The organism is Cellulomonas fimi (genome assembly GCF_028527925.1).
In the GTDB taxonomy this organism is placed as follows: Bacteria; Actinomycetota; Actinomycetes; order Actinomycetales; family Cellulomonadaceae; genus Cellulomonas; species Cellulomonas fimi_C.
Genome location: NZ_JAPESW010000044.1, coordinates 1 through 25,508, shown reverse-complemented (window position 1 = coordinate 25,508; position 25,508 = coordinate 1). Strand labels below are relative to the sequence as shown.

Below are 25,508 nucleotides of genomic sequence, written 5' to 3'. Positions count from 1 at the left end.
CCTGACGACCTGTCGGTGGACCGCGGTGTCGGCGGTCCGTGATGGGATCGGGGCCGTGACGACGACCCCCGCGCTGCGCCTCGTGCGCCCCGCCCTGGCCGACGGGCCGGCGCGGGGACCGGGCAGCCTGGTGGTCCTCGACGACGACCAGGCGCTCGCGGTCCGGCGCGCGGTGCACGGCGACGACCGGGCGATGCTCGTGCTCGGCGCACCCGGGACCGGCAAGACGACCGTGGCGCTCGAGACCGTCGTCACGGCCGTGGACGCGGGCCTCGCGCCGGAGGACGTGCTCGTCGTGTCCGCGGGGCGTCGCGCGGCCGCCGACCTGCGGGACCGCCTGGCGGCGCGGCTGCGGGCGACGTCGGGCCGCCCGCTCGTGCAGACCGCCCCCGCGGTCGCGTTCGCGGTGCTGCGGTCCCGCGCCGGCCACCTCGGTCTCGTCCCGCCGACGCTCGTCTCGGGCGCCGAGCAGGACCTGCTGCTCGCCGAGCTGCTGGCGGGCCACGCCGCGGGTGAGGGCGCTCGGCCCGCCTGGCCCGGGGACGTGCCGGCCGACGTGCCGACGATGCGTGCATTCCGCGACGAGCTGCGCGACCTGCTCATGCGCGCGGCGGAGCGCGGGCTCGGACCGGTCGACCTCGCCGAGCTCGGCCACCGGCACGAGCGGCCCGAGTGGGTCGCGGCGGCGCAGGTCTACGAGGAGTACCTCGACGTGCTCGAGCTGCGGTCGGCGACGCCCGACCTCGGCGCGCGGCTGGACCCCGCGGTGGTCGTCGAGGAGGCCGCGCAGGCGCTGCGCGCGTGGGACGACGAGGTGCCCGGCGCCGTGCGGCCGCGGTGGCGGCTCGTGGTCGTCGACGACCACCAGGAGAGCACGTCGGCGACGGCACGGCTGCTGCGCGTGCTCGCCGACGACGGTGCGCGGCTCCTGCTCCTGGCCGACCCGGACGCCGCGGTCCAGACCTTCCGCGGTGCCGCGCCGGCGCTCGTGGGCCGCGCGGCCGTCGACGGCCGTGGTGACGGCGAGCTCGGCGCGACGACCCACGTGCTCGGGACCGTGTGGCGGCACGGCGACGCGGTGCGCGACGTGACGCGACGCGTGACCGAGCGCGTCGGGTCGGTCGGCGCCGTGCAGCACCGGCGCGCGACCGCGCGGGACGTGGGCGCCGATGACGGCGCACCCGAGCGCGGCGTCGTGCGTGCGGCCGTGCTGCCGAGCACCGCGCAGGAGGCCGCGTTCGTCGCGCACGCGCTGCGGACTGCGCACCTGGAGGACGGCGTCGGGTGGGACGAGATGGCGGTCGTGGCGCGCTCCGGTGCGCAGGTCACCGCGCTGCGGCGGGCCCTCGCGGGCGCGTCCGTCCCCGTCACGGTGGTCGGCAGCGACGTGCCGCTGCGCGAGGAGCCCGCGGTGCGGCCGCTGCTCGAGGCCGTCCGTGTGGTCGTCGGCGACGCCGAGCTCGACCCGGACACCGCCGCGCGGCTCGCGTGCTCGCCGCTCGGCGGGCTCGACGCGGTGGGCCTGCGGCGCGTGCGACGCGCGCTGCGCGCCGAGGAGCTCGCGTCCGGGGGCGGGCGCACGAGCGACGTGCTCCTGGTCGAGGCGCTGGGCGACCCCGCGCGCGTCGCGACGCTGCCCTCGTCCGTCGCGCGTCCCGTCGCCCGGCTCGCCGAGGTGCTGGCTGCGGGTCGTCGGGCGGCCGAGCAGGCCGACGCCGACGCCCAGACCGTCCTGTGGGCCCTGTGGCACGCGTCGGGCCTGGCCGAGCCGTGGCGTCGGGCGGCGCTCGCGGGCGGCGTGGCGGGCGAGCGGGCCGACCGCGACCTCGACGCGGTGCTCGCGCTGTTCCGCGCCGCCGAGACGTTCGTCGACCGGATGCCGCGCGCGACGCCGGGCGCGTTCGCCGACTGGTTGGCGGCGCAGGACCTGCCGTCCGACTCGATCGCCGCGGCGGCGCGCCGCCAGGCCGTGCCGGTGCTCACCCCCGCGGGCGCGGCGGGTCAGGAGTGGGCGCTCGTGGTCGTCGCGGGCGTGCAGGACGGCGTGTGGCCCGACCTGCGACTGCGCGACTCGCTGCTCGGGGCGCAGCGGCTCGTCGACGTCGTCTCCGGCCGCCAGGTCGACGGGACCGACGAGGGGGCCCGCGCCGCCGAGGCCCGGGCCGCGGTGCTCGCCGACGAGCTGCGGTCGTTCGCGGTCGCGTGCTCGCGCGCGCGGTCGCACCTGCTCGTCACGGCCGTCGCGGACGCCGACCAGCAGCCGTCGCCGTTCCTCGACCTCGTCGAGCCGTCGGACGGCGAGGTCGACCACCGCCGCACGACGGTGCCGGCCGCCGCGGACCTGCGCGGACTGGTCGCCGAGCTCCGCTCGCGGCTCGAGCAGGCGGTTGTCGACGGCGTCGAGCCGGACCCGGCGCTCGCGCGCACGCTCGCTCGCCTCGCGCGCGCTGGCGTCGCGGGCGCCGACCCGGCCGAGTGGCACGGGCTGGGCGAGCCGTCGAGCGACGCGCCCCTGTGGGGCCCCCAGGACCGGGTGCCGGTCTCCCCGTCGCGGCTCGAGACCGCGCAGCGGTGCGCGCTGCGCTGGGCGCTCGAGGCGGCGGGGGGCACCGCCGCGGACTCGAGCGGGCAGACGCTCGGGACGCTCGTGCACGCGATCGCGCAGGAGCACCCGCGCGGCACGCGCGCCGAGCTCGCCGCGGAGCTCGACCGCCGCTGGTCGGAGCTCGGCCTCGGCGACGGGTGGCCCGCTCGCTCGACCCGCAGGCGCGCGGAGGCGATGATCGACCGGCTCGCGGGGTACCTGCGCGACGCGGGCGCGCCGCTGCTCGTCGAGGGCGAGTTCACGCTGCGCACCGACCGGGCCGTCGTGCGCGGCACGGTCGACCGCGTCGAGCTCGACCCCGCGCACCCCGACGACGGTCGCACGGCGGTGCGCGTCGTCGACCTCAAGACCGGCGCGACCGTCCCGAGCCGGGCGAAGGCGGAGATGAACCCGCAGCTCGGCGCCTACCAGCTCGCGGTCGACGCCGGCGCGTTCGAGACGCTGCCGCCCGACGCCGTGAGCTCCGGTGCGCGGCTCGTCTACCTTGGCACGGGCGCGTCGGCGACGGAACGGCACCAGGACGCGCTCGGCCGCGAGGACGACGGCCCGAGCTGGGCGCGCACGCTCGTCGACGAGGTCGCCGACAAGATGGCCGCCTCGACGTTCGTCGCCACCACCAACGACCTGTGCGACCGCTGTCCGGTGCGCCGGTCGTGCCCGGTGCGCACCGAGGGCGGGCAGGTGGTCGCGTGACGTTGCTGTCCGCGGCGCAGATCGCCGCCCTCGTCGGCCAGCCGCCCCCCACGCCCGAGCAGGAGCGTGTCGTCGAGTCGCCGCTCGCACCCGCGCTCGTCGTCGCGGGTGCCGGGTCGGGCAAGACGGAGACGATGGCCGCGCGCGTCGTCTGGCTGCTCGCGAACGGCCTCGTCGCGCCGGAGCAGGTGCTCGGCCTGACGTTCACGCGCAAGGCCGCGGCCGAGCTCGCCGAACGTGTCCGGCGACGCCTGCGGCGGCTCGCCCGCGCGGCGGCCGAGGAGGGCGTCGCGCTGCCCGGTGCCGCGGTGCTCGCGGGCGCGGACGGCGACGTGCTCGGCGGTCTCGCGCGGCCGACGGTCGCGACCTACAACGCGTACGCGTCGTCGCTGGTCAGCGACCACGCGCTCCGGCTCGGCCTCGACCCGTCGGCGCGGCTCCTCGGCGAGGCCGCGCAGTGGCAGCTCGCGCACGAGGTCGTCGAGGCCTGGACGGGCGACGTGGACACGGACGCCGCGACGTCGACCGTGGTGGACGCCGTCCTGTCGCTGTCGGGTGCCCTCGACGAGCACCTGCTCACGCCCGCCGAGGCGCAGGCCGGGATCGCCGGCATCGTCGACGCGATCAACGCGACGCCCCACGGCCCCGGCAAGCGCACCGACCCCTACCGCGACGTCGCCGCCCTCGTGCGCCTGCTCGGCGAGCGCTCGCGCGTGCTCGACCTCGTCGCGACCTACCGCGACCGCAAGCGGGCCGCGGACGCGATCGACTTCGGCGACCAGGTCGCGCTCGCGGCGCGGGTCGCGCTCGACGTGCCGGAGGTCGCGGCGGGGGAGCGCGCGCGCTTCCGCGTCGTGCTGCTCGACGAGTACCAGGACACGTCGTACGCGCAGCTCACGCTGCTCGCGGCGCTGTTCGGCGACGGCCACCCCGTGACCGCGGTCGGCGACCCGCACCAGTCGATCTACGGCTGGCGAGGCGCGAGCGCGGGCGGGCTCGAGGGCTTCCCGACGTCGTTCCCGGTGGTCGGGCCGGACGGCGACCGGCGACCCGCCGCCGTGCACTCGCTCTCGACGTCGTGGCGCAACGACCGGCGCATCCTCGACGCCGCCAACGTCGTCGCGGCCCCGCTGCGGGCGTCGGCGTCGCGCGTGGACGTCCCCGTCCTCGCCGCGCGGCCAGGAGCGGGCGACGGCCACGTGCACGCGCACGTCGCGGAGACGGTCGAGGACGAGGCGCGGGCCATCGCCGAGTTCGTGAAGGCGCGGTGGCGTGCGGCGGCCCCGGGCGTCGAGCGCGTGACCGCCGCCGTGCTCTGCCGCAAGCGCTCGCAGTTCCCGGTGGTGCAGCGCGCGCTCCGGGCCGCCGGGCTGCCGGTCGAGGTCGTGGGCCTCGGCGGGCTGCTCGCGACCCCGGAGGTCGTCGACCTCGTCGCCGCGCTGCAGGCCGCGCACGACCCGTCCCGCGGTGACGCGCTCATGCGGCTGCTCACGGGCGGCCGGACGCGGCTCGGCGCCGCCGACCTGCACGCGCTCGGGGCGTGGTCCGCCGAGCTCGCGGGTCGCGCGGGCGGTGGCGGTCGCGCCGGGCGGGACCCGGGGGTGCAGGCCGACGTCGTCGACGAGCGGAGCATCGTCGACGCGCTCGACGAGCTGCCGCGTCCGGGCTGGCGCAGCGTCACCGGCCGCGAGCTCAGCGCCACGGCGCGCACCCGCCTCGCCGACCTCGCGCGGCTGCTCACCGCCCTCCGGTCGCACACCTACCTCGCGGTCCCCGAGCTCGTCGGCGAGGCCGAGCGCCTCCTGGGCCTCGACATCGAGGTCGCCGCGCGCGCGGGTGTCGCGCCGGGCCGGGCGCGCGCCAACCTCGACGCCTTCCGCGACGTCGCCGTCGAGTTCGCGCGCACCGCCGACCACCCGACGCTGGGCGGGTTCCTCGCCTGGCTCGACGCCGCCGACACCCGCGAGAGCGGCCTCGACATGCCCGTCGCGGAGCCCGACCCGGACGCCGTGCAGGTCATCACCGTGCACGCGGCCAAAGGACTCGAGTGGGACGTCGTCGCCGTCGCGGGCCTGGTCGACGGCGTGCTCCCCGCGACGCGCACACGCGGCAAGGACGGACCCAAGGACTCGGCGTGGCTCACGGGCCTCGGGACGCTCCCGTACCCGCTGCGCGGCGACCGGCACGACCTGCCGGACTTCCCCTACGCGGGCGCCGAGCACCACAAGGACCTCGAGGAGCGCCGGCAGCGGTTCGTGCTCGACGCCGGCGCGCACCAGGTCGCCGAGGAGCGGCGGCTCGCGTACGTCGCCCTGACCCGCGCGCGCACCGACCTCCTGCTCTCCGCCGCGTGGTGGGGCGACTCCAGCGGCGCGCGCGTGCTCTCGATCTTCCTCGAGGAGCTCGTGACCGCGGGCATCGTGACCGAGGACGGCTGGATGCCGCCGCCCGAGGCCGGCACGGGCAACCCGCGCGAGGACCAGGTGCTCAGCGCCGTCTGGCCCGCCGACCCGTTCACGGCCGACGACGGCCCGGGCCGGCGCCCCGCGGTCGAGGCCGCGGCGGCCCTGGTGAACGCGGCCCTCGCCCGGACGGCCACGACCACCGAGAACGGGTCGACGCGCACGACCGAGGGGGACGACGGCCGCGCGGTCGACGCTCGGACGGTCGCCCTCGACGGGACGGGGACGTCAGCGTCGCCGGACGGCGCGCCCACGGCAGCGGGCGTCGCCGTGACCGCGCCGGACACCGCGCCCTCACGCTGGGAGGACCTCGCGGACCGCCTGCTCGCCGAGCAGGACCGTGTCCGACGGCCCGACGGCGGCGTCGAGCTGCCCGCGCACCTGTCGGCGTCGTCGCTGGTCCGCCTGCACGCCGACCCGGCCGAGTTCGCACGCGGCCTGCGTCGGCCGGTGCCGCGCGAGCCGTCGCCGCAGGCCCGGCGCGGCACGCGCTTCCACGCGTGGGTGGAGGGCTGGTACGGCGCCGCGTCGCTGGTCGACGTCGACGCGCTGCCCGGCGCCGACGACGACTCGATGCCCGTCGACGTCGACGAGGAGGCGCTGCGCGCGTCGTTCCTGCGCACGCCGTGGGCCGACCGTTCCCCGCTCGCGATCGAGGTCGACGTCGAGACGAGCGTCGACGGGTACGTGCTGCGCTCGCGTATCGACGCGGTGTTCCGCGACGAGGAACGGACCGACGCGGGCGGGCGTGCCGTCGTCGTCGTGGACTGGAAGACGGGCGCGCCGCCCACCGACCCGGACGCGCGTGCGTCGCGCGAGCTCCAGCTGGCCGTCTACCGGCTCGCCTGGTCGCGGTGGACCGGCACGCCGCTCGAGCTCGTCCGCGCCGCCTTCTGCTACGTCGGCACGGGGGAGACGGTCTACCCGCAGCGCCTGCTCGGCGAGGACGAGATCACGACGCTGCTGCGCCGCGCGACCGCCGAGCGGCCCACGACGCTCGACGCGGCCGGCTCGGGGCCGGTCGCGAGCGGGACGCAGCCCTCGCGCGACTGGCCGGTGAACCGCGACCGGGGGACCGCCAACGACCGCGAGCCGCGACCGGCGGCAGGCCGACCGGCGCCGGACCGTGCAGCGCGACGCGGCCCGTGACGCGTCAGGCGTACGACGCGGAGGACTCCACGTCGGCGAGGCGGGTGTGCTCGTCGAGGTCCTGCAGCATCGCGACGGCGTCCGCCACGACCTCGTCGTCGCCCGTCCGCACCCCGTAGAGGAGCCACCGTGCGAGCGCGAGCTCCCCGGCGAGGAACGCGCGGCGCTGCAGGTGCGGGTCCGTGAGCTCGGTGCGTCGGAGCTGGTAGGCCTCCATGACGGAGTCCGCGGCCTCGGGCGGCGCGGCGACGAGCAGCCACGACAGGTCGTCGGCGGGGTCGGCGACGACCGCGTCGCCCCAGCCGAGCACCCCGCTGACCTTGCCGTCGTGGACGAGCACGCGCTCGGCGGAGAGGTCGCCGTGCACCACGGTCGGCCGGAACCGCCACATCGCGACGTCCTCGAGCTGCTCCTCCCAGCGGCGCAGCAGCGCCGGCGGCACCTTGCCGGTGCGTGCGGCCTCGTCGACCTCGGCCTGCCGGCGCTGGCGGTACTCGGTCGCCTCGTAGACGGGCAGCCCGACGCTCTCGACGACGGACGTGGGCAGCTCGTGCAGCGCGGCGATCGCCCGGCCGAGGTCGGCGGCGAGCCCGGGCCCGGGGCGGAGCGTGTCGACACGCAGGGGTGCGCCGGGGATCTCCGCGTGCACGGCGGCGCGCCCGCCCTCGGGGAGGTGTGCGAAGCCGACGGGCCGCGGGACGGAGAACGGCAGGGCGCCGGACGCGGCGTGCTCGGCGAGCCCTTCCAGCAGGTCGACCTCCGCCTCGAGCGCGGCCCCCGAGGCGGCGCTCGACGGTGCCCGGACGACCCAGCGGCGGCGCTGCGCGTCGATCACGACGGCGACGTCGTAGTCCGTGCCGGGCTGCGCGGGCCGTCGCACGTCGTACGCGTCGAGGCCGGGGACGGCGACCGTCGCCAGCGCGGCGAGAGCGAGGGGTGAGCGAGGCACGTCGACCAGGGTAGGTCGGCGGGGGGAGGAGCCGGGGTCACGCACCGGCGTGTCGGTCCCATTCGTCCGACTGCGAGACGTTGGGCGGAGCGACGGGCCGACGCGGCGCGGTCCGGAGGCCCTCCGCCTGCGCGCTGGGGTGCGGCGGGCCGCGGGCCGTGAGCCGTCGGGCGGACGACGGGCCGTCCTCGTGCGTCGACGCGTACGGTGGCGGCGTGATCGTCGACGAGCTGCCCCTGTCCCGTGCCGTCGTGGACCGGGCGGCGGAGCACCGGCGGGACGGGCTCGCCGACGCACTCTCGGCGTCGTCGACGCGCGTCCTCCTGGTCGACGACGGCAGCGTCCTCACCGACGACACGGGCGACCTCCTCCTGCTGAGCCCTGACGACGCGCGGGCCCTCGTGGCGGAGCCGGTCGCCCCCTCGTCGGACGCAGACGCGAGCACGCCGTCGCCGCAGGACGACGCCGACGGGCTGTGGCTCCTGCTCGGGCGCGACGACGACGGCTCGGCGTACCTCGCCCGCCGGGTCCTCGGTCGGCGCCCGGCCCCCGCGACGGGCTCGGCGGCAGACGCGCTGGTGCACCCGGCCGCAGGCGCGCGCGACGCGTCCGGCGGTCCCACGACCCCGCTCCCGCCTGGCGCCCGGTGGTCGTCGCTGCGGGTGGTCGGTGCGACGCTGTCCGCCCGCGACGCCGGGCTCGCGACGGCGGCCGTCGCGCTCGACGCGTGGCACGCCCGGCACCCGCGCTGCCCGCGGTGCGGCGCGGTGACGGTCGCGACGCAGTCGGGCTGGGTGCGGGCGTGCACGGTCGACGGGTCGGAGCACTACCCGCGCACGGACCCCGCGGTGATCATGGCGGTCGTCGACGACGCGGACCGGCTGCTGCTGGGGCACGCGACGGCGTGGGCGGCGCACCGCTGGTCGACGCTCGCCGGGTTCGTCGAGCCGGGCGAGTCGCTCGAGAACGCGGTGCGCCGCGAGGTGCGCGAGGAGACGGGCGTCGTCGTCGACACCATCGAGTACCGCGGCAGCCAGCCGTGGCCGTTCCCGGCGTCGCTCATGCTGGGCTTCCGCGCGCACGCACGGTCGACGGACGTCGCGGTGGACGGCGTCGAGCTCGAGTCAGCGGCCTGGTTCACCCGCGACGAGCTGCGCGACGCGGTGGCGTCGGGCGAGGTGATCCCGCCGGGGCCGTCGTCGATCGCGCGTGCCCTCGTGGAGGACTGGTTCGGTGGCCGGCTGCCCGACGGCCCGGCCTTCTGACGGACACCACGGCGCACGACGCGACGACGACGGCGCCCACGCCGAGGGGGCGGGGCGCCGTGACGAGCGGACCGGTCAGGCCTCGAGGCGCTCGCGGACCTGGAGGAGCGACGGGTTGGTGAGCGCGCTGCCGTCGGGGAACACGACGGTCGGGACGACGCGGTTGCCGCCGTTGACCGACTCGACGTACCGCGCGGCGGCGTCGTCCTGCTCGACGTCGACGACCGTGTAGCCGATGCCCGCGGAGTCGAGCTGCTTCTTCAGCCGGTGGCAGTACCCGCACCAGGTGGTGGAGTACATCGTCACGGTGCCGGCCTGGGGCAGGGTCTCGGTGGTCATCGGTCCTCGTGGTGTCGGACGGACGGGGACCGGTGGACCGGCGCCCCGACGGACGGTGACGGGGCGCGCGCCTCGTCACGTGCTGCAACACGGTCGCACGGGCACGGCTTCCGCGCCGCCGGTGTGGCGTGGACCACACGGACGGCTGACCTGCGACGACCCTGGGGACGACCGGACCGGTGTGTCGGTCGGGGCTGCGACACTGGTCGACGATGTCCGCCGACGCCCTCCTCGACGCCCTCGACCCCGAGCAGCGGGCCGTCGCCACCGCGCTGCGCGGGCCGGTCTGCGTCCTGGCGGGTGCCGGCACGGGCAAGACGCGCGCGATCACGCACCGCATCGCCTACGGCATCCGCACGGGCGTCTACCGCCCGGGCAACGTGCTCGCGGTGACGTTCACCGCGCGCGCCGCGGGGGAGATGCGGACACGGCTGCGCGGGCTGGGTGCGTCGGGCGTGCAGGCGCGCACGTTCCACGCCGCGGCGCTGCGGCAGCTCGGCTACTTCTGGCCCAAGGTCGTGGGCGGCGCGCCGCCGCGGATCCTCGACCAGAAGGCGCAGCTCGTCGCCGAGGCCGCACGACGGGTCGGCCTGTCGGTGGACCGGGTGAGCGTCCGCGACCTCTCGTCGGAGATCGAGTGGGCCAAGGTCTCGCTCGTCACGGCCGACGACTACGAGAAGGCGGTCGGAGCCATCGCGCGGCCCGCGCCGAGCGGGCAGGACCCGCAGGCCGTCGCCCGCCTCATGACGTCGTACGAGCAGGTCAAGACCGAGCGCGGCGTCATCGACTTCGAGGACGTCCTGCTGCTGCTGTCGGCGATGCTCGCGGAGCGGCGCGACGTCGCCGACGAGATCCGCGAGCAGTACCGCTACTTCGTCGTCGACGAGTACCAGGACGTCAGCCCGCTGCAGCAGTTCCTGCTCGACCAGTGGCTCGGCGGCCGGCACGAGCTCTGTGTCGTCGGCGACCCGAGCCAGACCATCTACTCGTTCGCGGGCGCGACGCCGTACCACCTGACGACGTTCGCGACGACGCACCCGGGCGCGACGGTCGTGCGCCTGGTCCGCGACTACCGCTCGACGCCGCAGGTCGTCAGCCTGGCGAACCGCGTCATCGACGCGACCCGCCGCGCGGGCGGCCCGGCGCCCCTCGAGCTGCGCGCGCAGCGCCCCGACGGGCCCGAGGTGCGCTTCACGGCGTACGACGACGACGAGGCCGAGGCGACCGGTGTCGCGCACGCGATCGCCCGACTGGTCCGCACCGGCGTCCGCCCGAGCGAGATCGCGGTGCTCTACCGCACGAACGCGCAGTCCGAGGCCTTCGAGGAGGCGCTCGCGACCGCCGGGATCGCCTACCAGGTCCGCGGCGGCGAGCGATTCTTCGCGCGGCGGGACGTCCGCGACGCCCTCGTCCTGCTGCGCGGCGGCGCGCGCTCCGCCGACCCGACCGTCCCGATGCCCGAGACCGTGCGCGACATCCTGCGGACGGTCGGCTGGGCGGAGGAGCCGCCGGCCGCGCGGGGTGCGGCGCGCGAGCGCTGGGACGCGATGCACGCGCTGGTCGGCCTGGCCGACGAGCTCGCCGCGGCCGCCGCGGACGGCACGCGCACGACGCCCGACGGTCGGACGCCTGCCACCGGGTCCGCGACGCTGGCGGACCTGGTCGCCGAGCTCGACGAGCGCGCCGCCGCGCAGCACGCCCCGACCGTCGAGGGCGTGACGCTCGCGTCGCTGCACGCCGCCAAGGGCCTCGAGTGGGACGCCGTGTTCCTCGCGGGGCTCAGCGAGGGGCTGCTCCCGACGTCGCTCGCCGACTCGGCCGCGGCCGTCGCCGAGGAACGCCGGCTGCTGTACGTCGGCGTGACCCGCGCCCGCGAGCACCTGCACCTGTCGTACGCCCGCTCCCGGCTCCCCGGCGGCCGGCCGAACCGCACCCGCTCACGCTTCCTCGACGACCTCTGGCCCGACGACCGCCGCCCGGCCCGGTCGCCGTCGGCGCGCCGCCCCGCCGAGACAGCCCCGACGGCGGACGACGACGACCCGCGCGCGCGCCGGATCGTCGCCGAGCTCACCCGCTGGCGGGACGAGCACGCCCGCACGACGGGCGTCAGTCCGGCGCGCGTCCTCACGTCCGCGACGGTCGCCCTCATCGGCCTGCACCAGCCCCGCACGCGCGAGGAGCTCGGGCGGGTGCCGGGAGTCGGCGCGCAGACGCTCGCGACGCTCGGCGACGACGTCCTCGCGGTCGTCGCGCGCGCCGCCGGGAGCGGCGCGCGCGGCTGACGACGGGCGCGACAGCGCCGAGCGGCGGCGGCTCGGGAGGGCTGAACGGGCGACCGTCCGAGATTCGTCGAGGACATGTCGTTAATTCGGTTGTCCCGCGTCTCGCCCCCGCCCTACTGTGATCCTCGTCCTTGAACGTGGGCTGCGCCGGAAGGCCAGAGCCCGGAGCCGGAAGGAGGTGGGAGTCGCGATGAACACCAACCTGATCGTCACCTCGAGCGTCGCTCAGGCGTGCGCACATGTCGCCGCGCCCACCGGCGCCGGCTTCGAGGGGCGTGGTGTGTCCATCTCCGGGATGACGGTCGTCGCCGACCGGATCCCCACGGGTGGCACCGAGCTCCTTCCGACGTGGCGCAAGCGTCCCACCACCGATCGCTACATCCGTCTCAGGACTCCCTAGGTCTGACCCACTGAGGTCGCCCAGGCCGCGGAGTCCGTACATCGGATCCGCGGCCTTCACATTTCCCCGATGACCCGGGGTGAACGTGTCGGTCCGGTCCGGACCACGAACGACACGCTCATCAGCGAGGACATCAGGAGGACATCGTGCGGCTCACGACGCTGCTCGACACCGTGAACCAGGGCGGATCTGGCGCCTGGCCTCCCACGGGCAGCACCGCGACCACCGACGACACCCAGTTCGACGCGCTCGTCGCCGACCTCATACCGTGCCGCACGCACGACCCGGAGCTGTGGTTCGCCGAGCAGACGGCGGTCGTGGAGCGCGCGAAGGCGCTCTGCCGGGAGTGCCCGCTCATGGAGGGCTGCCTCGCCGGCGCCATCGAGCGGGCCGAGCCCTGGGGCGTCTGGGGTGGTCAGGTCTTCATCGGCGGTGTGGTCGTCGCCACGAAGCGTGGCCGGGGACGCCCGCGGAAGAACCCGCTCCCGGCCGCCTGACGCCGAGGCGAGGCCCCTCCTCCGGGGCGGGCCTCACCGTCGGACTTCCCGACCGCTCAGGCCGTCGGCACCGGTACCCGTCCCGCGACGGGCAGGGCGGTGCACCCGCAGTCCGGGTGCACCGCCCATTCGCGTACCCGGGGGAGGGCGTCGGGCAGGCCCACCTCGTAGGTGGTCCCAGCCGCCGCGGCTGCGGTGCCGTCGAGCACGGTGAGCGCCCACGCGGCGGCGAGCGACGCCGCGACCCCGGCGACGACTCCCACCTCGGGCCGGTCCGGGGCGGCCGGTGCGGTGACGAGCTGCGCGACGAGCCGCGGCCAGGCGGGATCGGCGTCGGTGCGGTGCAGGTCGAGGCAGCGCAGGCACGGGCCCTGGCCCGGGTCGACGAGCGGACCGACGACGGTGTCACCCTCCCGCACGACCACGGACAGGTGCGGGACGCCGGACCCGACGAGCAACGTCGCGCGGACGGGGTCCGCGGCACCGTGCTCGACGACGACCACGACGTCGGGATGCGACGTGCCTTCGACGTCGACGCGCGGCGCGGCGTCGCGGAGCACGCGCGCGGCGACGACCTCCCGGCACGACCCCACGTCGCCCCAGCGGTAGCCGCCGACGCCGACGTCGCACGAGCGCACGGGTCGGGCGTCGTCGAGGAGGACCCGTCCGACTCCCGCGGCGGCGAGCGCGACCGCCACGCCGAGCCCGGTGGGGCCGAGGCCCACGACCCCGGCGGTCCGCAGCGACCGGGCCTGGACGAGCCGCGTGCCGTCATCGTTCGGCAGCAGGAGGGACCACGCGGCGGCGTCGGCGTCGGCAGGGCCGTCGAGGCGGCGGCCGGGGTCGTCGCGGGTCAGGCGCGCTTCCGTCAGGAGCGACAGCACGGGTGCGAGGTCCGCGCCCGCGGACGAGCGTGACCCCGGGGCGTCGGGTCGCGCCGCGTCGTCGAGCGTGACGAGGGCGCCCGCCTCGGCCGGGGTGAGGTCCGTCAGGCGGACCGCCCAGCGTGGGTCGGTGCCGACCTGCACCTCGGTGCCGCCGCGCCGCAGCACGCGCAGGCCAGGTCGCAGACGCATGGGCTCCTCCCTCGGACGGTCGCGTCACTCTGGCACCGTCCGTCGCCCTGCCGAGCGGCCCGTCCACAGGTGCCCGGGTCCGGACGCACGAAGGGCGCCGCCCGACCGGACGGCGCCCTCTGCGAGATGGAGCTCAGGCCTTGCCGAGGATGCGGTTCAGCTTGGTGCCGCACACCGGGCACGTCGCCTTGGCCATGCGGCGGCCGGAGTCGGAGACGACGACCTCGCCCTCGGCCTCGCGCTTCTCCTTGCACTTCACGCAGTAGAACTCGCCTGCATAGGTCTCCGCCATCGGGTTCCCTCCCTCGGTCTCGAGCACCGGACCGGGGGACGGTTCCGGCGGCCGGCCGCGATCCCGACGGGTGCGCCCGAGCGTCGTCCACAGTAGCGGCGGACGACCCCCGCGACCCCGTGATCATGCGGAACACGCCGCGCGCGAGCGGGTGAAGAGCGGGACTGGCACGCCCCGGGGGGCTAGCGTGCAGGTGTGCAGCCCACGGACGACCTGTCACAGGTCGAGGTCCGCCGTTCGCGCCGCCGTGCGCGCACGGTGACGGCGTGGCGCGAGGGCGACCGGACGATCGTCGCGATCCCCGCCCGGTTCACGCGCGCGCAGGAGCAGGAGTGGGTCCGTCGGATGCTGACGCGCCTCGCCGCGCAGGAGCGCCGCCGTCGTCCCTCGGACGAGGAGCTCGCGGCGCGCGCCGCCGACCTGTCGGCGCGCTACCTCGGCGGGCGAGCCCGTCCGACGAGCGTCGCGTGGTCGAGCAACCAGGGCCGCCGGTGGGGGTCGTGCACGCCGAGCGACGGCACGATCCGGCTCTCCGACCGGCTGCGCGGCATGCCGCGATGGGTCGTCGACTACGTGCTGCTGCACGAGCTCGCACATCTGCTGCACGCGGGGCACGGCCCCGACTTCTGGGCCGAGCTCGACGCGTACCCGCGCACGCAGCGCGCGCGAGGCTTCCTCGAGGGCGTCGCGTATGCGAGCGACCGGGTCGGGGCCGGCGGGCCCACCGACGTCGACGGCGACGCGTCCGGCGAGGTCGACGAGGTCGACGACGACGCGGCCGCCCTGGAGGCGACCGACGTGGCCGTCGCGCTCGAGGGCGCGGACGACGACGGCGAGGTCGAGCCCGGCGACGGTGTCGTGGCGCTCGACGGGGCCGGTGCGCGCGGGCGGGTGCGACCCGCGGCACGCGCCCGCGGCTGACGACCCACGCACCCGGTCTGCGCTGCCGGCCGCCGCGCGTGCGGGCGCGTCAGCGGGCGGGCGGCTCGTCGTGGCCGGACGGGTCCTCGTGGCCGGACGGGTCCTCGTGGCCGGACGGGTCGGTCGCGTCGGGGCTGTCGGCGGTCGGGGCGTCGCCGAGGATCTGGGCGAGCGCGCGGTCGACCTCGGCGGTCTCGTCCACCGCGGCGGCGCGCCGGGCGGCGTAGCCGGCGGGGTCGTCGAGGTCCTGCGTCGTCGGCAGGAGGTCGGGGTGGTCCCAGACGGCGTCGCGCGCGGACGGCCCGCCGTCGCGCGTGATCTGCGCCCACAGCGCGGCGGCGTCGCGCAGCCGGCGGGGTCGCAGCTCGAGGCCGACGAGGTTCGCGAACGTCTGCTCGGCGGGGCCGCCCGCGGCGCGGCGGCGGCGGACCATCTCGCGCAGCGGCACGGTGTGCGGGAGGTGCGCGATCGCGGCGGCGGCGGTGACCTCGTCGACCCACCCCTCGACAAGGGCCAGCGCCGTCTCGAGCCGCTCGAGGGCGGCGCGCTGCTCGGGCGTCGTGTGCGGTGCGAACACCCCGCCCGACAGCGCCTCCTGGAGGGCGGCCGCGTCGGTCGGGTCGATCGCGCTCACGGCCTCCTCGAGCTGGTCGACGTCGATCGTGATGCCGCGCGCGTACGCCTCGACCGTGGCGAGCAGGTGCGCGCGCAGCCACGGGACGTGCGTGAACAGCCGGGTCGCGGCGGCCTCGCGGAGCGCGAGGAACAGGCGCACCTCGTCGAGCGGCGCGTCCAGGCCCTCGGCGAACGCGTCGACGTTGGCAGGGACGAGCGCGGGTGCGGGGGTGTCGAGCAGCGGGAGGCCGATGTCCGTCGTGCCGAACACCTCACGGGCGAGCGTCCCGGCGCCCTGGCCGACCTGCATGCCGAAGACGGCGGAGCCGAGCTGGCGCAGCAGGTGGGACGGGTCGAGCCCGCCCGGCAGGGCGCCCGCGGCCTCCTCGGGAAGGCTCGCGCCCAGAGCGTCGACGAGCGCCCCGGACAGCGACGCGGCGACGGGCTCGGTGAGGGTGCGCCACGTGGGCAGGGTCGCCTCGACCCACTCGGCGCGGCTCCACGCGTGCGGCGTGCCGGACGACGGCGGGAGGTCGGTCACGGCGTCGAGCCACAGCTCCGCGACCGAGAGGGCGTCGAGCACGTCGCGCGCCCGCCCGGGCGACAGGGCGGGGTCCCCGCCGACGGACGCCTGCTGACGCGCGAGGTCGTGCGCCATCCGCCAGTTCACCGGGTCGTCGCCGGCCGCGGCCAGCAGGCGCTGCACCTGCGCGACCGCCTGCTCGACGAGGCGCGGGTCGTCCGGGAGGCCGGACGCGCCCGCGAGCTGCGCGGGGTCGAACCCGCGCTCGCGCATCTCGCGGATCGCCGCGTCGGCACCGTCTCCGAGCATGGCGCGGAGCATCTGCTCCCACGCGGGCGTCTGCGGCCCGTCGGGCCCGGGCACGGCGGGGTTGTCGGGGCTCACGGGGACCTCCTGCGACGATGGGGCCGGCGGGGACCACGGTAACCACGCAGGACAGGAACGAGGGACGGGTGGACGGGCAGGTTCGCTCAGGGCGCACGGACGCGTCGGGGACGGGTCCGGCACGCCCGCAACGGCGCGCCGCGTCGACCGTGCGCACGCCGCGCCGGCCACCGGAGGCGACCCCCGAGGTACCGCGGGCGGGCGGGGAGGAGCCCGGCGACCGTGTCGTGGTCGTCGGCTCGGGACCCGTCGCGGCGGCCCTGCGGGGCGCGTGGGACGGGACGCGGTCGGTCGAGGTGCTGCCCGAGCGCGAGCCGCAGTCGGCGCTCGTCGGCGCCGACGTCGTCGTCCTGGTGGCGCACGCGGCCGACCTCGCGCAGCACGCCGGCGTCGCGCCCCGTGACCGGCAGGCCGCGGCCGTCGCGGGCGCGCAGCACACCCTCGCGGCCGCGCGCGCGGTCGGGGTGCGGCACGTCGTCGTGGTGAGCTCCGCCGTCGTGCACGGCGCGTGGCCGGACCGCCCGGTCGTGCACGACGACGACCCGCTGCCGCGTGGCGCCGACGCCGCGCGCGACGGGCTCGTCGGGGACCTGGCGGCGGTCGAGGCCGTCGTGGCGCGCGCGTCGCGCCGCCGCACGCCCCTGCTCACGGTGCTGCGGCCCGCCGCGATCGTCGGGCCGGGCGTGGACACGTTCGTCACGCGGCACTTCGAGGCGCCGCGGCTGCTCACGGTCCGCGGCGCGGTGCGGCCGTGGCAGTTCGTGCACGTCGACGACGTCGCCGCCGCGGCGCGGTTCGCGGTCGACCACCGGCTGACCGGCGCGCTCACGGTCGGCGCGCCCGACGTCCTGACGCCGTCGCAGGTCGAGGCCGCGGCAGGCATGCGGCGTGTCGAGCTCGCACCCGCGACCGCGTTCGGCACGGCCGAGCGGCTGCACCGCGTCGGCGTGCTGCCGTCGCCCGCGTCCGAGCTCGCGTTCGTCGTCTACCCGTGGACGGTCGGCGCGGACCGGCTCACCGCGGCCGGGTGGTCCGCGCGCTGGTCGAGCCGGGAGTGCCTCGACGTGCTGCTCGAGGGCGTGCAGGGGCGCGTGGCGGTCGCGGGCCGGCGCATGGGCTCACGTGACGCGGCGGCACTCGGCGCGGCTGGTGCGGCGGTCGCACTCATCGGCACGGCCGCGGTCTGGCGGCAGGCGCGGGCCCGCCGTCGTGGCTGAGGCGCCACGGTCGGGCGTCGTCGTCGGCACACAGCGCGGTAGGGGATGATCGGCTCCGTGCTCGACGCCACCGACCCGCCGCTCGACGACGACGAGCAGCCCGCCCCGCGGCCGCTGTCGCCGCGCGCCGTGACGCTCACGACGTCGCTCCTGGCCGGCGCGACGCTGCTCGCGGTGCTCGTCGTGCTGCCGACGCCCTACGCCGTCAACAGCCCCGGCCCGACGCGCGACGTGCTCGGCGAGCACGACGGCACGCCGATGATCGACATCTCCGGGGCCGAGACCCACGACTCCACGGGTGAGCTGCGGCTCACGACCGTGTCGAGCACCGGTGGCCCGGGCTACCCGTCGAGCATCCTGGGCGTCCTGGGTGGGTGGTTCTCGGCGTCGTCCGTCGTGCTGCCCGTCGAGCAGGTCTACCCGCCGGACGTGTCGCAGGAGCAGATCGACGAGTCCAACCAGGCGGAGATGGTGTCCTCGCAGGAGGACGCGACCGTCGCCGCGCTCACCGAGCTCGGGTACGAGGTGCCTGCCACGCTGCTCGTCGCCGGGACGGTCGAGGGCACGGACGCCGAGGGCAAGCTCGAGGAGAACGACGTGCTCGTCGGGTTCGACGGCGAGCCGCTGCCCGACTACCAGTCGCTCGTCGACGACCTCGAGGACGTGCAGCCGGGCGACACCGTGACGCTCACGGTGCAGCGGCACGGGCAGGAGGTCGACGTCGACGTCGTCACGAGCGAGCGCGAGGGCGGCGGCGCGCAGATCGGCGTCCTCATCGACCCGACGTTCGACATGCCCGTCGACGTGACGATCAGCATCGACGACATCGGCGGCCCGAGCGCCGGGACGATGTTCGCGCTCGGGATCATCGACAAGCTCACCCCCGAGGACGAGGCCGACGGCGAGGTGATCGCGGGCACGGGGACGATGGACGTCACCGGCGAGGTCGGACCGATCGGCGGCATCCGGCAGAAGCTCGCGGGTGCCCGCCGCGACGGCGCCGACTGGTTCCTCGCCCCCGCGGGCAACTGCGACGAGGTCGTCGGGCACGTGCCGGACGGGCTGCGCGTCGTCCGGGTCGCGACGCTGCACGACGCGCGCGTCGCGATGGAGGCGATCGGCTCCGGCGAGGCCGACGACCTGCCGACGTGCACGCAGGACGCGACCACGCCCGGACCCGCCTCCGGCTGACCGATCGCGGCCGGGCGGGCGCGGCGCGGCGTCAGTCGAGCGTCGAGCGCAGCGCCGACACGAGCCCGGGCACGAGGTCCGGCCCCTGACCGACCTGGTCGTCCGCGTCGTGCTCGCGCGTGCGCACCGCGCACCAGGACGGGCCGTCGCGCAGCACACCGACGGCGAGCCGCACGTCGGCGCGGTCGGGGTGCGCGAGCAGGTAGGCGAGCGCGGCGTCCGGGTCCTGCGGCATGTCCGCCTCGGCGGCGGGCGGCAGGACGACGCGCTCGACGGTCACCGCGACGCCGTCGACGGCGTCGGGCCACGACAGCCCGGCCAGCAGCGTCTCCAGGTCGGGCGCCGACGGCAGACCCTCCTGCTCGACGGACGTGAGGTGCCACGGGTCGGCGGCAGCCGCGTCGAGCACGTCGTGCGCGAGCTGGTCGGCGAGCCCGGGCTCGGTCGCGAGCGCCGCCTGCGTCCTGACCAGGGCGAACACCCGCACGGGAGCGTCCCACCCCGCGGCGGCGACGTGGTGCTCGACCTCGCGGACGGCGTCGGCGAGCGCACGCTCGCCCGGGTGCGGAGGGGTGGGGGGCTGTGTCACCGGACCATGGTCGCACCCGTGTGGGAACCTGGGCCTCGAGCAGCACGTTCACACGGGCGAGCGGTCCGCGCGTGCGCGTGCCGCCCGGCCGCGGTCCGCCGTGGTCAGCCGTGCCCCACGACGACGAGGACGCTCCGTGACCTTCGCCAGCCCACCCCGCCCACGACCTGCCGGTCGGCGCCGACGCGGGGCGCTCGCCCCGACGCTCGTCGTCCTCGGCGTGCTCGTCGTCCTCGTCCTGGTGCTCGCCCAGGTCTGGACCGAGGTGCTGTGGTTCGACCAGCTCGGCTACCTGCAGGTGATCGGCACCGAGTGGGGCACCCGCGCGGTGCTGTTCGTCCTCGGGTTCGGGCTGATGGCGGGCGCCGTCGCGGCGAGCCTGAGCTTCGGCTACCGCTCGCGCCCGGTGTACGCGCCGTCGACGCCCGAGCAGGCGAACCTCGACCAGTACCGCGAGGCCATCGAGCCGCTGCGCCGGCTCGTGATGATCGTCGGGCCGGCCGTGCTCGGCCTGTTCGCCGGCGCGGCCGCGTCGCAGCAGTGGTCGACGGTCCAGCTGTGGATGCACGGCCAGACGGTCGGTGAGGAGGACCCGCAGTACGGGATCGACCTCGGGTTCTACCTGTTCACGCTGCCGGGCATCCGGTTCGTCGTGTCGTTCCTCATGGCCGTGACGATCCTGGCCGGCATCGCGGGCCTCGCGACGCAGTACCTGTACGGCGGGCTGCGCGTCGGCGGCGGGCGGGGGAGCGGTCCGCGGACGACGCGCGCCGCGCGCGTGCACCTGTCGGTCATCGGCGCGGTGCTCATGCTCCTCATCGCCGCGAACTACTGGCTCGACCGGTACTCGATCCTCACGAAGGCGGGGGAGAAGTTCCACGGTGCGGCGTTCACCGACGTGCACGCCGTCATCCCGTCGAAGGCGATCCTCGCGGGCATCGCGGTCTTCGTCGCGATCATGTTCGTCGTCACCGCGGTCCGCGGGAACTGGCGTCTGCCGGCCATCGGCGTGGGCCTCATGGTGATCGCCGCGATCGCGGTCGGCGGCATCTACCCGGCGGTCGTCCAGCGCTTCCAGGTGCAGCCCAACCAGCAGGACCGTGAGGCGCCGTACATCCAGCGCAACATCGACGCGACGCTCGCGGCGTACGGGCTCGAGGACGTGCAGACGGCGGAGTACGACGCGAACGTGACCGCCGAGGCCGGCGCGCTGCGGTCCGACGCCGAGACGACCGCGTCGATCCGCCTGCTCGACCCGCAGGTCGTGAGCCCGTCGTTCAAGCAGCTCCAGCAGATCCGCGGCTTCTACCACTTCCCGGACTCGCTCTCGGTCGACCGCTACGAGGTCGACGGCGAGAGCCGCGACACCGTCATCGCGGTGCGCGAGCTCGACCTCGAGGGTCTCGACTCCGCGCAGCGCAACTGGACCAACGACACGACCGTGTACACGCACGGGTTCGGCGTCGTCGCCGCCTACGGCAACACCACCGCCGGTCGCGGGGCCCCCGACTTCTGGGAGGGGGGCATCCCCTCGCAGGGGCAGATGGGCGAGTACGAGCCGCGCATCTACTTCAGCCCGCAGGCGCCCGCGTACTCGATCGTCGGCGCGCCGAGCGGCAACGGGTGGGAGTTCGACTACCCGTCGGACGACGCGCAGGGCCAGCAGCTCACGCGCTTCCCCACGCAGGACGTCTCGGCCGGGCCGAGCATCGGCAACCCCTGGAACAAGCTGCTGTACGCGCTGAAGTTCGGCGACGAGCAGCTCGTCTTCTCCAACCGCGTGACCGACGTGTCGCAGATCCTGTACGACCGCAACCCGCGCGACCGCGTCGCGAAGGTCGCGCCGTACCTGACGCTCGACGGGCGCGTGTACCCGGCGGTCGTCGAGGGTCGCGTGAAGTGGATCATCGACGGCTACACGACGAGCGACCAGTACCCGTACTCCGCCGGGCGGTCGCTCGAGAGCGCGACGCGTGACGCGCTCACCGAGACGACGGAGACCATCCAGGCGCTCCAGCCGAAGACCGTGAACTACATCCGCAACTCGGTGAAGGCGACGGTCGACGCGTACGACGGGTCGGTCGACCTGTACGCGTGGGACCCGTCCGACCCGGTCCTCGAGGCGTGGTCCGAGGTCTTCCCGACCTCGCTCAAGCCGCTGTCGGAGATCAGCGGCCCGCTCATGAGCCACCTGCGCTACCCCGAGGACCTGTTCAAGGTGCAGCGCGCCCTGCTCACGCGGTACCACGTCGAGGACGCCAACCAGTTCTTCTCCGGCAACGACTTCTGGGCGAACCCGCTCGACCCGACGCACCCGAACGTCAACGTGCCGCAGCCGCCGTACTACCTGACGCTGCGCATGCCCGACCAGGACGAGGCGCGGTTCTCGCTCATGTCGACGTTCATCCCGGGCGGTTCGGGAGCGCGCGAGGTGCTCACCGGGTACCTCGCGGTCGACGCCGAGGCGGGGTCGGAGGCGGGCAAGCCGTCCCCCGACTACGGCAAGCTCCGGCTGCTCGAGCTGCCACGCGACTCGACCGTGCCCGGACCCGGCCAGGTGAACAACAACTTCAACGCCGACCCCACGGTGTCGAACGAGCTGAACATCCTGGCGCGCGGCGACTCGCAGGTGGTCCGTGGCAACCTGCTGACGCTGCCCGTCGGCGGCGGTCTGCTCTACGTGCAGCCCGTCTACGTGCAGGCCGCGTCGGGCACCGCGTTCCCGCTGCTCCAGCGCGTGCTCGTGGCCTGGGGTGACTCGATCGGCTTCGCGAGCACGCTCGACGGCGCGCTCGACCAGGTCTTCGGCGGCGACTCAGGCGCCGAGGCGGGCGACGCGGGGACGAACCCGGACGACGGCACGACACCACCGGCCGAGGAGCCGGGTGAGCAGCCGACGGACACACCGACGGAGGACCCGACGGACGGCGTCCCGCCGGACGCGGCGGCCGCGCGGGCGTCGCTCGACCTCGCGCTGCAGCAGGCGCGCCAGGCGCTGGAGGACAGCCAGGCGGCGCTCCAGACCAGCGACTTCGCGGCGTACGGCGAGGCGCAGGAGCGGCTGTCGCGGGCCGTGCAGGACGCGATCAAGGCCGAGGCCGACCTCGAGGCCGCCGGCGGCTGACCGTCGTGGTGACCGCCGGCCGGGCCGGGCGTCGTGGGGCTTCCCGCGGTGCCTGGCCCGGTTTGTGAGCGGCCTCACCTGCGACGATTTGGTGTCACCCGTGGGGTGTCGTAAGGTAGTCGAGCCGACGCGGGGTGGAGCAGCTCGGTAGCTCGCTGGGCTCATAACCCAGAGGTCGCAGGTTCAAATCCTGCCCCCGCTACAAGAAGACGAAGGCCCGGACCACACGGTCCGGGCCTTCGTCGTCCCACCGGTGGTCCCGGGTGGCCGTGCGGCAGTCCGCGGTCGGGGGTCCCGTCACGAAGGAGTGGTCATGTCGCGTGTCCTCGTCACCGGGTCGTCCGACGGGATCGGCCGGGAGACCGCCCGCCAGCTGCTCGACGCCGGCCACGAGGTCGTCGGGCACGCGCGCGACGAGGCGCGGGCGGAGCAGCTGCGTGCGGGGCTGCCGGGGCTGAGCGACGTCGTCATCGGTGACCTCGCGTCGCTCGAGCAGACGCGTGCGCTGGCCGCCGCGATCGCCGACGCCGGCCCGTTCGACGCCGTCGTCCACAACGCCGGCATCGGTGGCGGGGCTCCGGAGCGGGTCGAGACCGCCGACGGGATCGAGCGCATCCTGCAGGTCAACACCGTCGCCCCGTACGTCCTGACGGCGCTCGCGCCGCGTCCGGCACGTCTGGTGTACCTGACGTCCGGGCTCGAGGCGCAGGGGCGGGTCGCGTTCGACGACCTCCAGTGGTCGAGGCGCCCGTGGGACGGCATGCAGGCCTACTCCGACTCGAAGCTGTACGACGTGGTGCTCGCCTTCGCCGTCGCGCGGCTGTGGCCGGAGGTCCTGTCGACGGCGGTCGACCCCGGCTGGATCAAGACCAAGCTCGGCGGTCCGGACGCGTGGGACGAGGTCGCCGACGGCGCCGCGACGCAGGTGTGGCTCGCGACGTCGGACGACGCGGCGGCCCGCGTCAGCGGCGTCTACCTCAAGCGGTTCGAGCAGCTCGACGCGAACCCGGCGGCCTCCGACGTCGAGGTACAGGACACGCTGCTCGCGGCCCTGGCCGACCTCACGGGTGTCGCCCTGCCGCGCTGACGTCGGTCACGGGCCGGTTCGAGGGGTCCCGCCTCGGGAGGTGCGTCGCCCCGGCCGCGTCCTGGCGCACGGAGGTCGTGCCGACCTGCTCCCGAAAGGTTTAGAGCATGGCTCTGCGGGGCGGTGCGACTGCATGGTGAGCCACGACAACGACGACGCGGCACCGCGAGCGCTTCTTCACCGGTGAAGGGGCCGACGAGCGGGCGTACCGGAGCCGCTCGTCGCCAGCCCCACCCGCCGTGCGCGGGTACCCACGGAGAGGCGCCACATGACAGGGACCCAGCGCCGCGGGAGGACAGCTCTCGCGGCCGCGACGCTGGCCGTCGCCACGACCGTCGTCGGCCTCACGGCCGCACTTCCCGCCCAGGCGGCGGCGAGCACGCTCGGTGCGGCGGCGCAGCAGAGCGGCCGGTACTTCGGGACCGCGATCGCGGCGGGCCGGCTGAACGACAGCACCTATCAGACGATCGCGAACCGTGAGTTCGACATGATCACGGCCGAGAACGAGATGAAGATGGACGCCACGGAGCCCAACCGTGGCCAGTTCAGCTACGCCAGCGGTGACCGGATCCTGAACTGGGCGCAGAGCAACGGCAAGCGGGTGCGCGGGCACGCGCTGGCGTGGCACTCCCAGCAGCCGGGCTGGATGCAGAACCTGTCCGGCACGGACCTGCGCAACGCGATGCTCAACCACGTCACCCAGGTCGCGACGCACTACAAGGGCAAGATCTACGCCTGGGACGTGGTCAACGAGGCCTACGCCGACGGGTCCTCGGGGGCGCGTCGGGACTCGAACCTGCAGCGCACCGGCAACGACTGGATCGAGGCCGCGTTCCGCGCCGCCCGCGCCGCGGACCCCGCCGCGAAGCTCTGCTACAACGACTACAACACCGACGACTGGTCGCACGCCAAGACCCAGGGCGTCTACACCATGGTGCGTGACTTCAAGTCGCGGGGTGTGCCGATCGACTGCGTCGGGTTCCAGTCGCACTTCAACGCCCAGAGCCCGGTGCCGTCGAACTACGAGACCACGCTGCGCAGCTTCGCCGCCCTCGGGGTCGACGTGCAGATCACCGAGCTCGACATCGAGGGCTCCGGCTCCTCGCAGGCGCAGGCCTACCAGCGGGTCGTGCAGGCCTGCCTCAACGTCGCCCGGTGCACCGGCATCACCGTGTGGGGCGTGCGCGACACCGACTCCTGGCGCTCGTACGGCACCCCGCTGCTGTTCGACGGATCCGGCAACAAGAAGGCCGCCTACACCTCCGTGCTCGACACGCTGAACCGGGCGACGCCCAGCCCGACGCCGACGACGCCGGACCCGACGCCGACGACGCCGAACCCGACACCGACGACGCCGAACCCGACACCGACCACGCCGCAGCCCACGGGGGCGTGCACGGTCGCGTACTCCGCGCCGTCGCAGTGGCAGGTCGGCTTCACGGCCAACGTCCGGATCACCAACAACGGCGCACCGATCAACGGCTGGACGCTCACGTGGACGTGGCCCGGGAACCAGACGATCACCCAGGCGTGGAGCACGACGCCCACGCAGAACGGTGCTCAGGTCACTGCGCGGAACGTCGACTACAACCGCACGATCCCGACCGGCGGCACCGTCGAGTTCGGGTTCAACGGCGCGTACAGCGGCAGCAACCCGGCGCCCACGAGCTTCTCGCTCAACGGCACCCCCTGCACCACGCGCTGACGTGACGATGCCGGTCGTGCGGCGGCACGTACGGCACGGCGCGCAGCAGCGCCCGCCCCTCCGGGTTGAGGGCCTTGTACTGGTCGGCCTCGAACGGCGCGCCCGTCACGAGGTCGCGGCCGTACGTCTCGGCGTACCCGGGC

18 protein-coding genes and 1 tRNA gene are annotated in these 25,508 nt (G+C 75.7%); 13 read left to right on the top strand and 6 right to left on the bottom strand.

What is annotated here, in order from left to right; translation table 11 throughout:
* Nucleotides 1-55 precede the first annotated feature (55 nt).
* Both OMK64_RS16280 and OMK64_RS16275 read left to right on the top strand, forming a co-directional pair.
* The gene (locus OMK64_RS16280; protein ID WP_272729408.1) at nucleotides 56-3,298 is read left to right on the top strand and encodes an ATP-dependent helicase; all 3,243 of its coding nucleotides are present in this window, start codon (nucleotides 56-58) and stop codon (nucleotides 3,296-3,298) included.
* Nucleotides 3,295-6,909 (top strand): ATP-dependent helicase, encoded by a 3,615-nt coding sequence (locus tag OMK64_RS16275; protein ID WP_272729407.1) that lies wholly within the window; start codon nucleotides 3,295-3,297, stop codon nucleotides 6,907-6,909. The genes OMK64_RS16280 and OMK64_RS16275 overlap by 4 nt, the downstream gene beginning before the upstream one ends.
* A gap of 4 nt (nucleotides 6,910-6,913) precedes the next feature.
* On the opposite strand, the gene OMK64_RS16270 is transcribed toward OMK64_RS16275, so the two are convergent.
* Nucleotides 6,914-7,858: a phosphotransferase gene (locus tag OMK64_RS16270; RefSeq protein ID WP_272729406.1), complete on the bottom strand. Its 945-nt coding sequence runs from the start codon at nucleotides 7,856-7,858 to the stop codon at nucleotides 6,914-6,916.
* A gap of 215 nt (nucleotides 7,859-8,073) precedes the next feature.
* On the opposite strand from OMK64_RS16270, the gene nudC reads away from it, so the two are divergent.
* A complete protein-coding gene (nudC, locus tag OMK64_RS16265) occupies nucleotides 8,074-9,123 on the top strand; it encodes an NAD(+) diphosphatase (protein ID WP_272729405.1) in 1,050 nt (349 codons plus the stop codon).
* A 75-nt stretch (nucleotides 9,124-9,198) separates the two neighbouring features.
* Here nudC and OMK64_RS16260 read toward each other — a convergent pair whose 3' ends face one another.
* The gene (locus OMK64_RS16260) at nucleotides 9,199-9,462 is read right to left on the bottom strand and encodes a mycoredoxin (protein ID WP_272729404.1); all 264 of its coding nucleotides are present in this window, start codon (nucleotides 9,460-9,462) and stop codon (nucleotides 9,199-9,201) included.
* A gap of 212 nt (nucleotides 9,463-9,674) precedes the next feature.
* Between OMK64_RS16260 and OMK64_RS16255 the strand changes: the two genes are divergently transcribed.
* From OMK64_RS16255 to OMK64_RS16245, 3 genes are all read left to right on the top strand, one after another.
* Nucleotides 9,675-11,744, top strand: a complete 2,070-nt coding sequence (locus OMK64_RS16255; protein WP_272729403.1) for an ATP-dependent helicase — start codon at nucleotides 9,675-9,677, stop codon at nucleotides 11,742-11,744.
* A gap of 190 nt (nucleotides 11,745-11,934) precedes the next feature.
* A complete protein-coding gene (locus OMK64_RS16250; RefSeq protein WP_272729402.1) occupies nucleotides 11,935-12,144 on the top strand; it encodes a hypothetical protein in 210 nt (69 codons plus the stop codon).
* Nucleotides 12,145-12,290: 146 nt separating this feature from the next.
* The gene (locus OMK64_RS16245) at nucleotides 12,291-12,641 is read left to right on the top strand and encodes a WhiB family transcriptional regulator (RefSeq protein ID WP_272729401.1); all 351 of its coding nucleotides are present in this window, start codon (nucleotides 12,291-12,293) and stop codon (nucleotides 12,639-12,641) included.
* Nucleotides 12,642-12,697: 56 nt separating this feature from the next.
* Here the strand turns inward: OMK64_RS16245 and OMK64_RS16240 are convergent, their stop codons facing one another.
* Complete coding sequence (locus OMK64_RS16240) at nucleotides 12,698-13,717, bottom strand: ThiF family adenylyltransferase (RefSeq protein ID WP_272729400.1); 1,020 nt, start codon at nucleotides 13,715-13,717, stop codon at nucleotides 12,698-12,700.
* A gap of 133 nt (nucleotides 13,718-13,850) precedes the next feature.
* Nucleotides 13,851-14,009, bottom strand: coding sequence for a DUF5679 domain-containing protein (locus OMK64_RS16235; RefSeq protein WP_272729399.1), 159 nt, complete (start codon nucleotides 14,007-14,009; stop codon nucleotides 13,851-13,853).
* 195 nt (nucleotides 14,010-14,204) lie between these two features.
* On the opposite strand from OMK64_RS16235, the gene OMK64_RS16230 reads away from it, so the two are divergent.
* On the top strand, nucleotides 14,205-14,930 hold the full coding sequence (locus OMK64_RS16230; protein WP_374694109.1) for a YgjP-like metallopeptidase domain-containing protein: 726 nt from the start codon (nucleotides 14,205-14,207) through the stop codon (nucleotides 14,928-14,930).
* Between the two features lie 49 nt (nucleotides 14,931-14,979).
* On the opposite strand, the gene OMK64_RS16225 is transcribed toward OMK64_RS16230, so the two are convergent.
* Nucleotides 14,980-16,452 carry a zinc-dependent metalloprotease gene (locus OMK64_RS16225; protein ID WP_272729398.1) on the bottom strand — a complete coding sequence of 491 codons (1,473 nt, stop codon included), beginning with the start codon at nucleotides 16,450-16,452 and terminating at the stop codon, nucleotides 14,980-14,982.
* Between the two features lie 68 nt (nucleotides 16,453-16,520).
* On the opposite strand from OMK64_RS16225, the gene OMK64_RS16220 reads away from it, so the two are divergent.
* Nucleotides 16,521-17,669, top strand: coding sequence for an NAD-dependent epimerase/dehydratase family protein (locus OMK64_RS16220; protein ID WP_272729397.1), 1,149 nt, complete (start codon nucleotides 16,521-16,523; stop codon nucleotides 17,667-17,669).
* Nucleotides 17,670-17,726: 57 nt separating this feature from the next.
* Nucleotides 17,727-18,860 (top strand): YlbL family protein, encoded by a 1,134-nt coding sequence (locus OMK64_RS16215; protein WP_272729396.1) that lies wholly within the window; start codon nucleotides 17,727-17,729, stop codon nucleotides 18,858-18,860.
* 31 nt (nucleotides 18,861-18,891) lie between these two features.
* Here the strand turns inward: OMK64_RS16215 and OMK64_RS16210 are convergent, their stop codons facing one another.
* Entirely contained in the window at nucleotides 18,892-19,449 is a 558-nt protein-coding gene (locus OMK64_RS16210; RefSeq protein WP_272729395.1) for a PPA1309 family protein, read from the bottom strand.
* A 136-nt stretch (nucleotides 19,450-19,585) separates the two neighbouring features.
* Here OMK64_RS16210 and OMK64_RS16205 point away from each other — a divergent pair, with 136 nt between their 5' ends.
* From OMK64_RS16205 to OMK64_RS16190, 4 genes are all read left to right on the top strand, one after another.
* The gene (locus tag OMK64_RS16205) at nucleotides 19,586-22,573 is read left to right on the top strand and encodes a UPF0182 family membrane protein (RefSeq protein ID WP_272729394.1); all 2,988 of its coding nucleotides are present in this window, start codon (nucleotides 19,586-19,588) and stop codon (nucleotides 22,571-22,573) included.
* A 128-nt stretch (nucleotides 22,574-22,701) separates the two neighbouring features.
* Nucleotides 22,702-22,775 (top strand) — tRNA-Met (locus OMK64_RS16200).
* A gap of 111 nt (nucleotides 22,776-22,886) precedes the next feature.
* Entirely contained in the window at nucleotides 22,887-23,660 is a 774-nt protein-coding gene (locus OMK64_RS16195; protein ID WP_272729393.1) for an SDR family NAD(P)-dependent oxidoreductase, read from the top strand.
* A 268-nt stretch (nucleotides 23,661-23,928) separates the two neighbouring features.
* Nucleotides 23,929-25,365, top strand: a complete 1,437-nt coding sequence (locus tag OMK64_RS16190; RefSeq protein WP_272729392.1) for a glycoside hydrolase family 10 protein — start codon at nucleotides 23,929-23,931, stop codon at nucleotides 25,363-25,365.
* The last annotated feature ends 143 nt before the right edge of the window (nucleotides 25,366-25,508 follow it).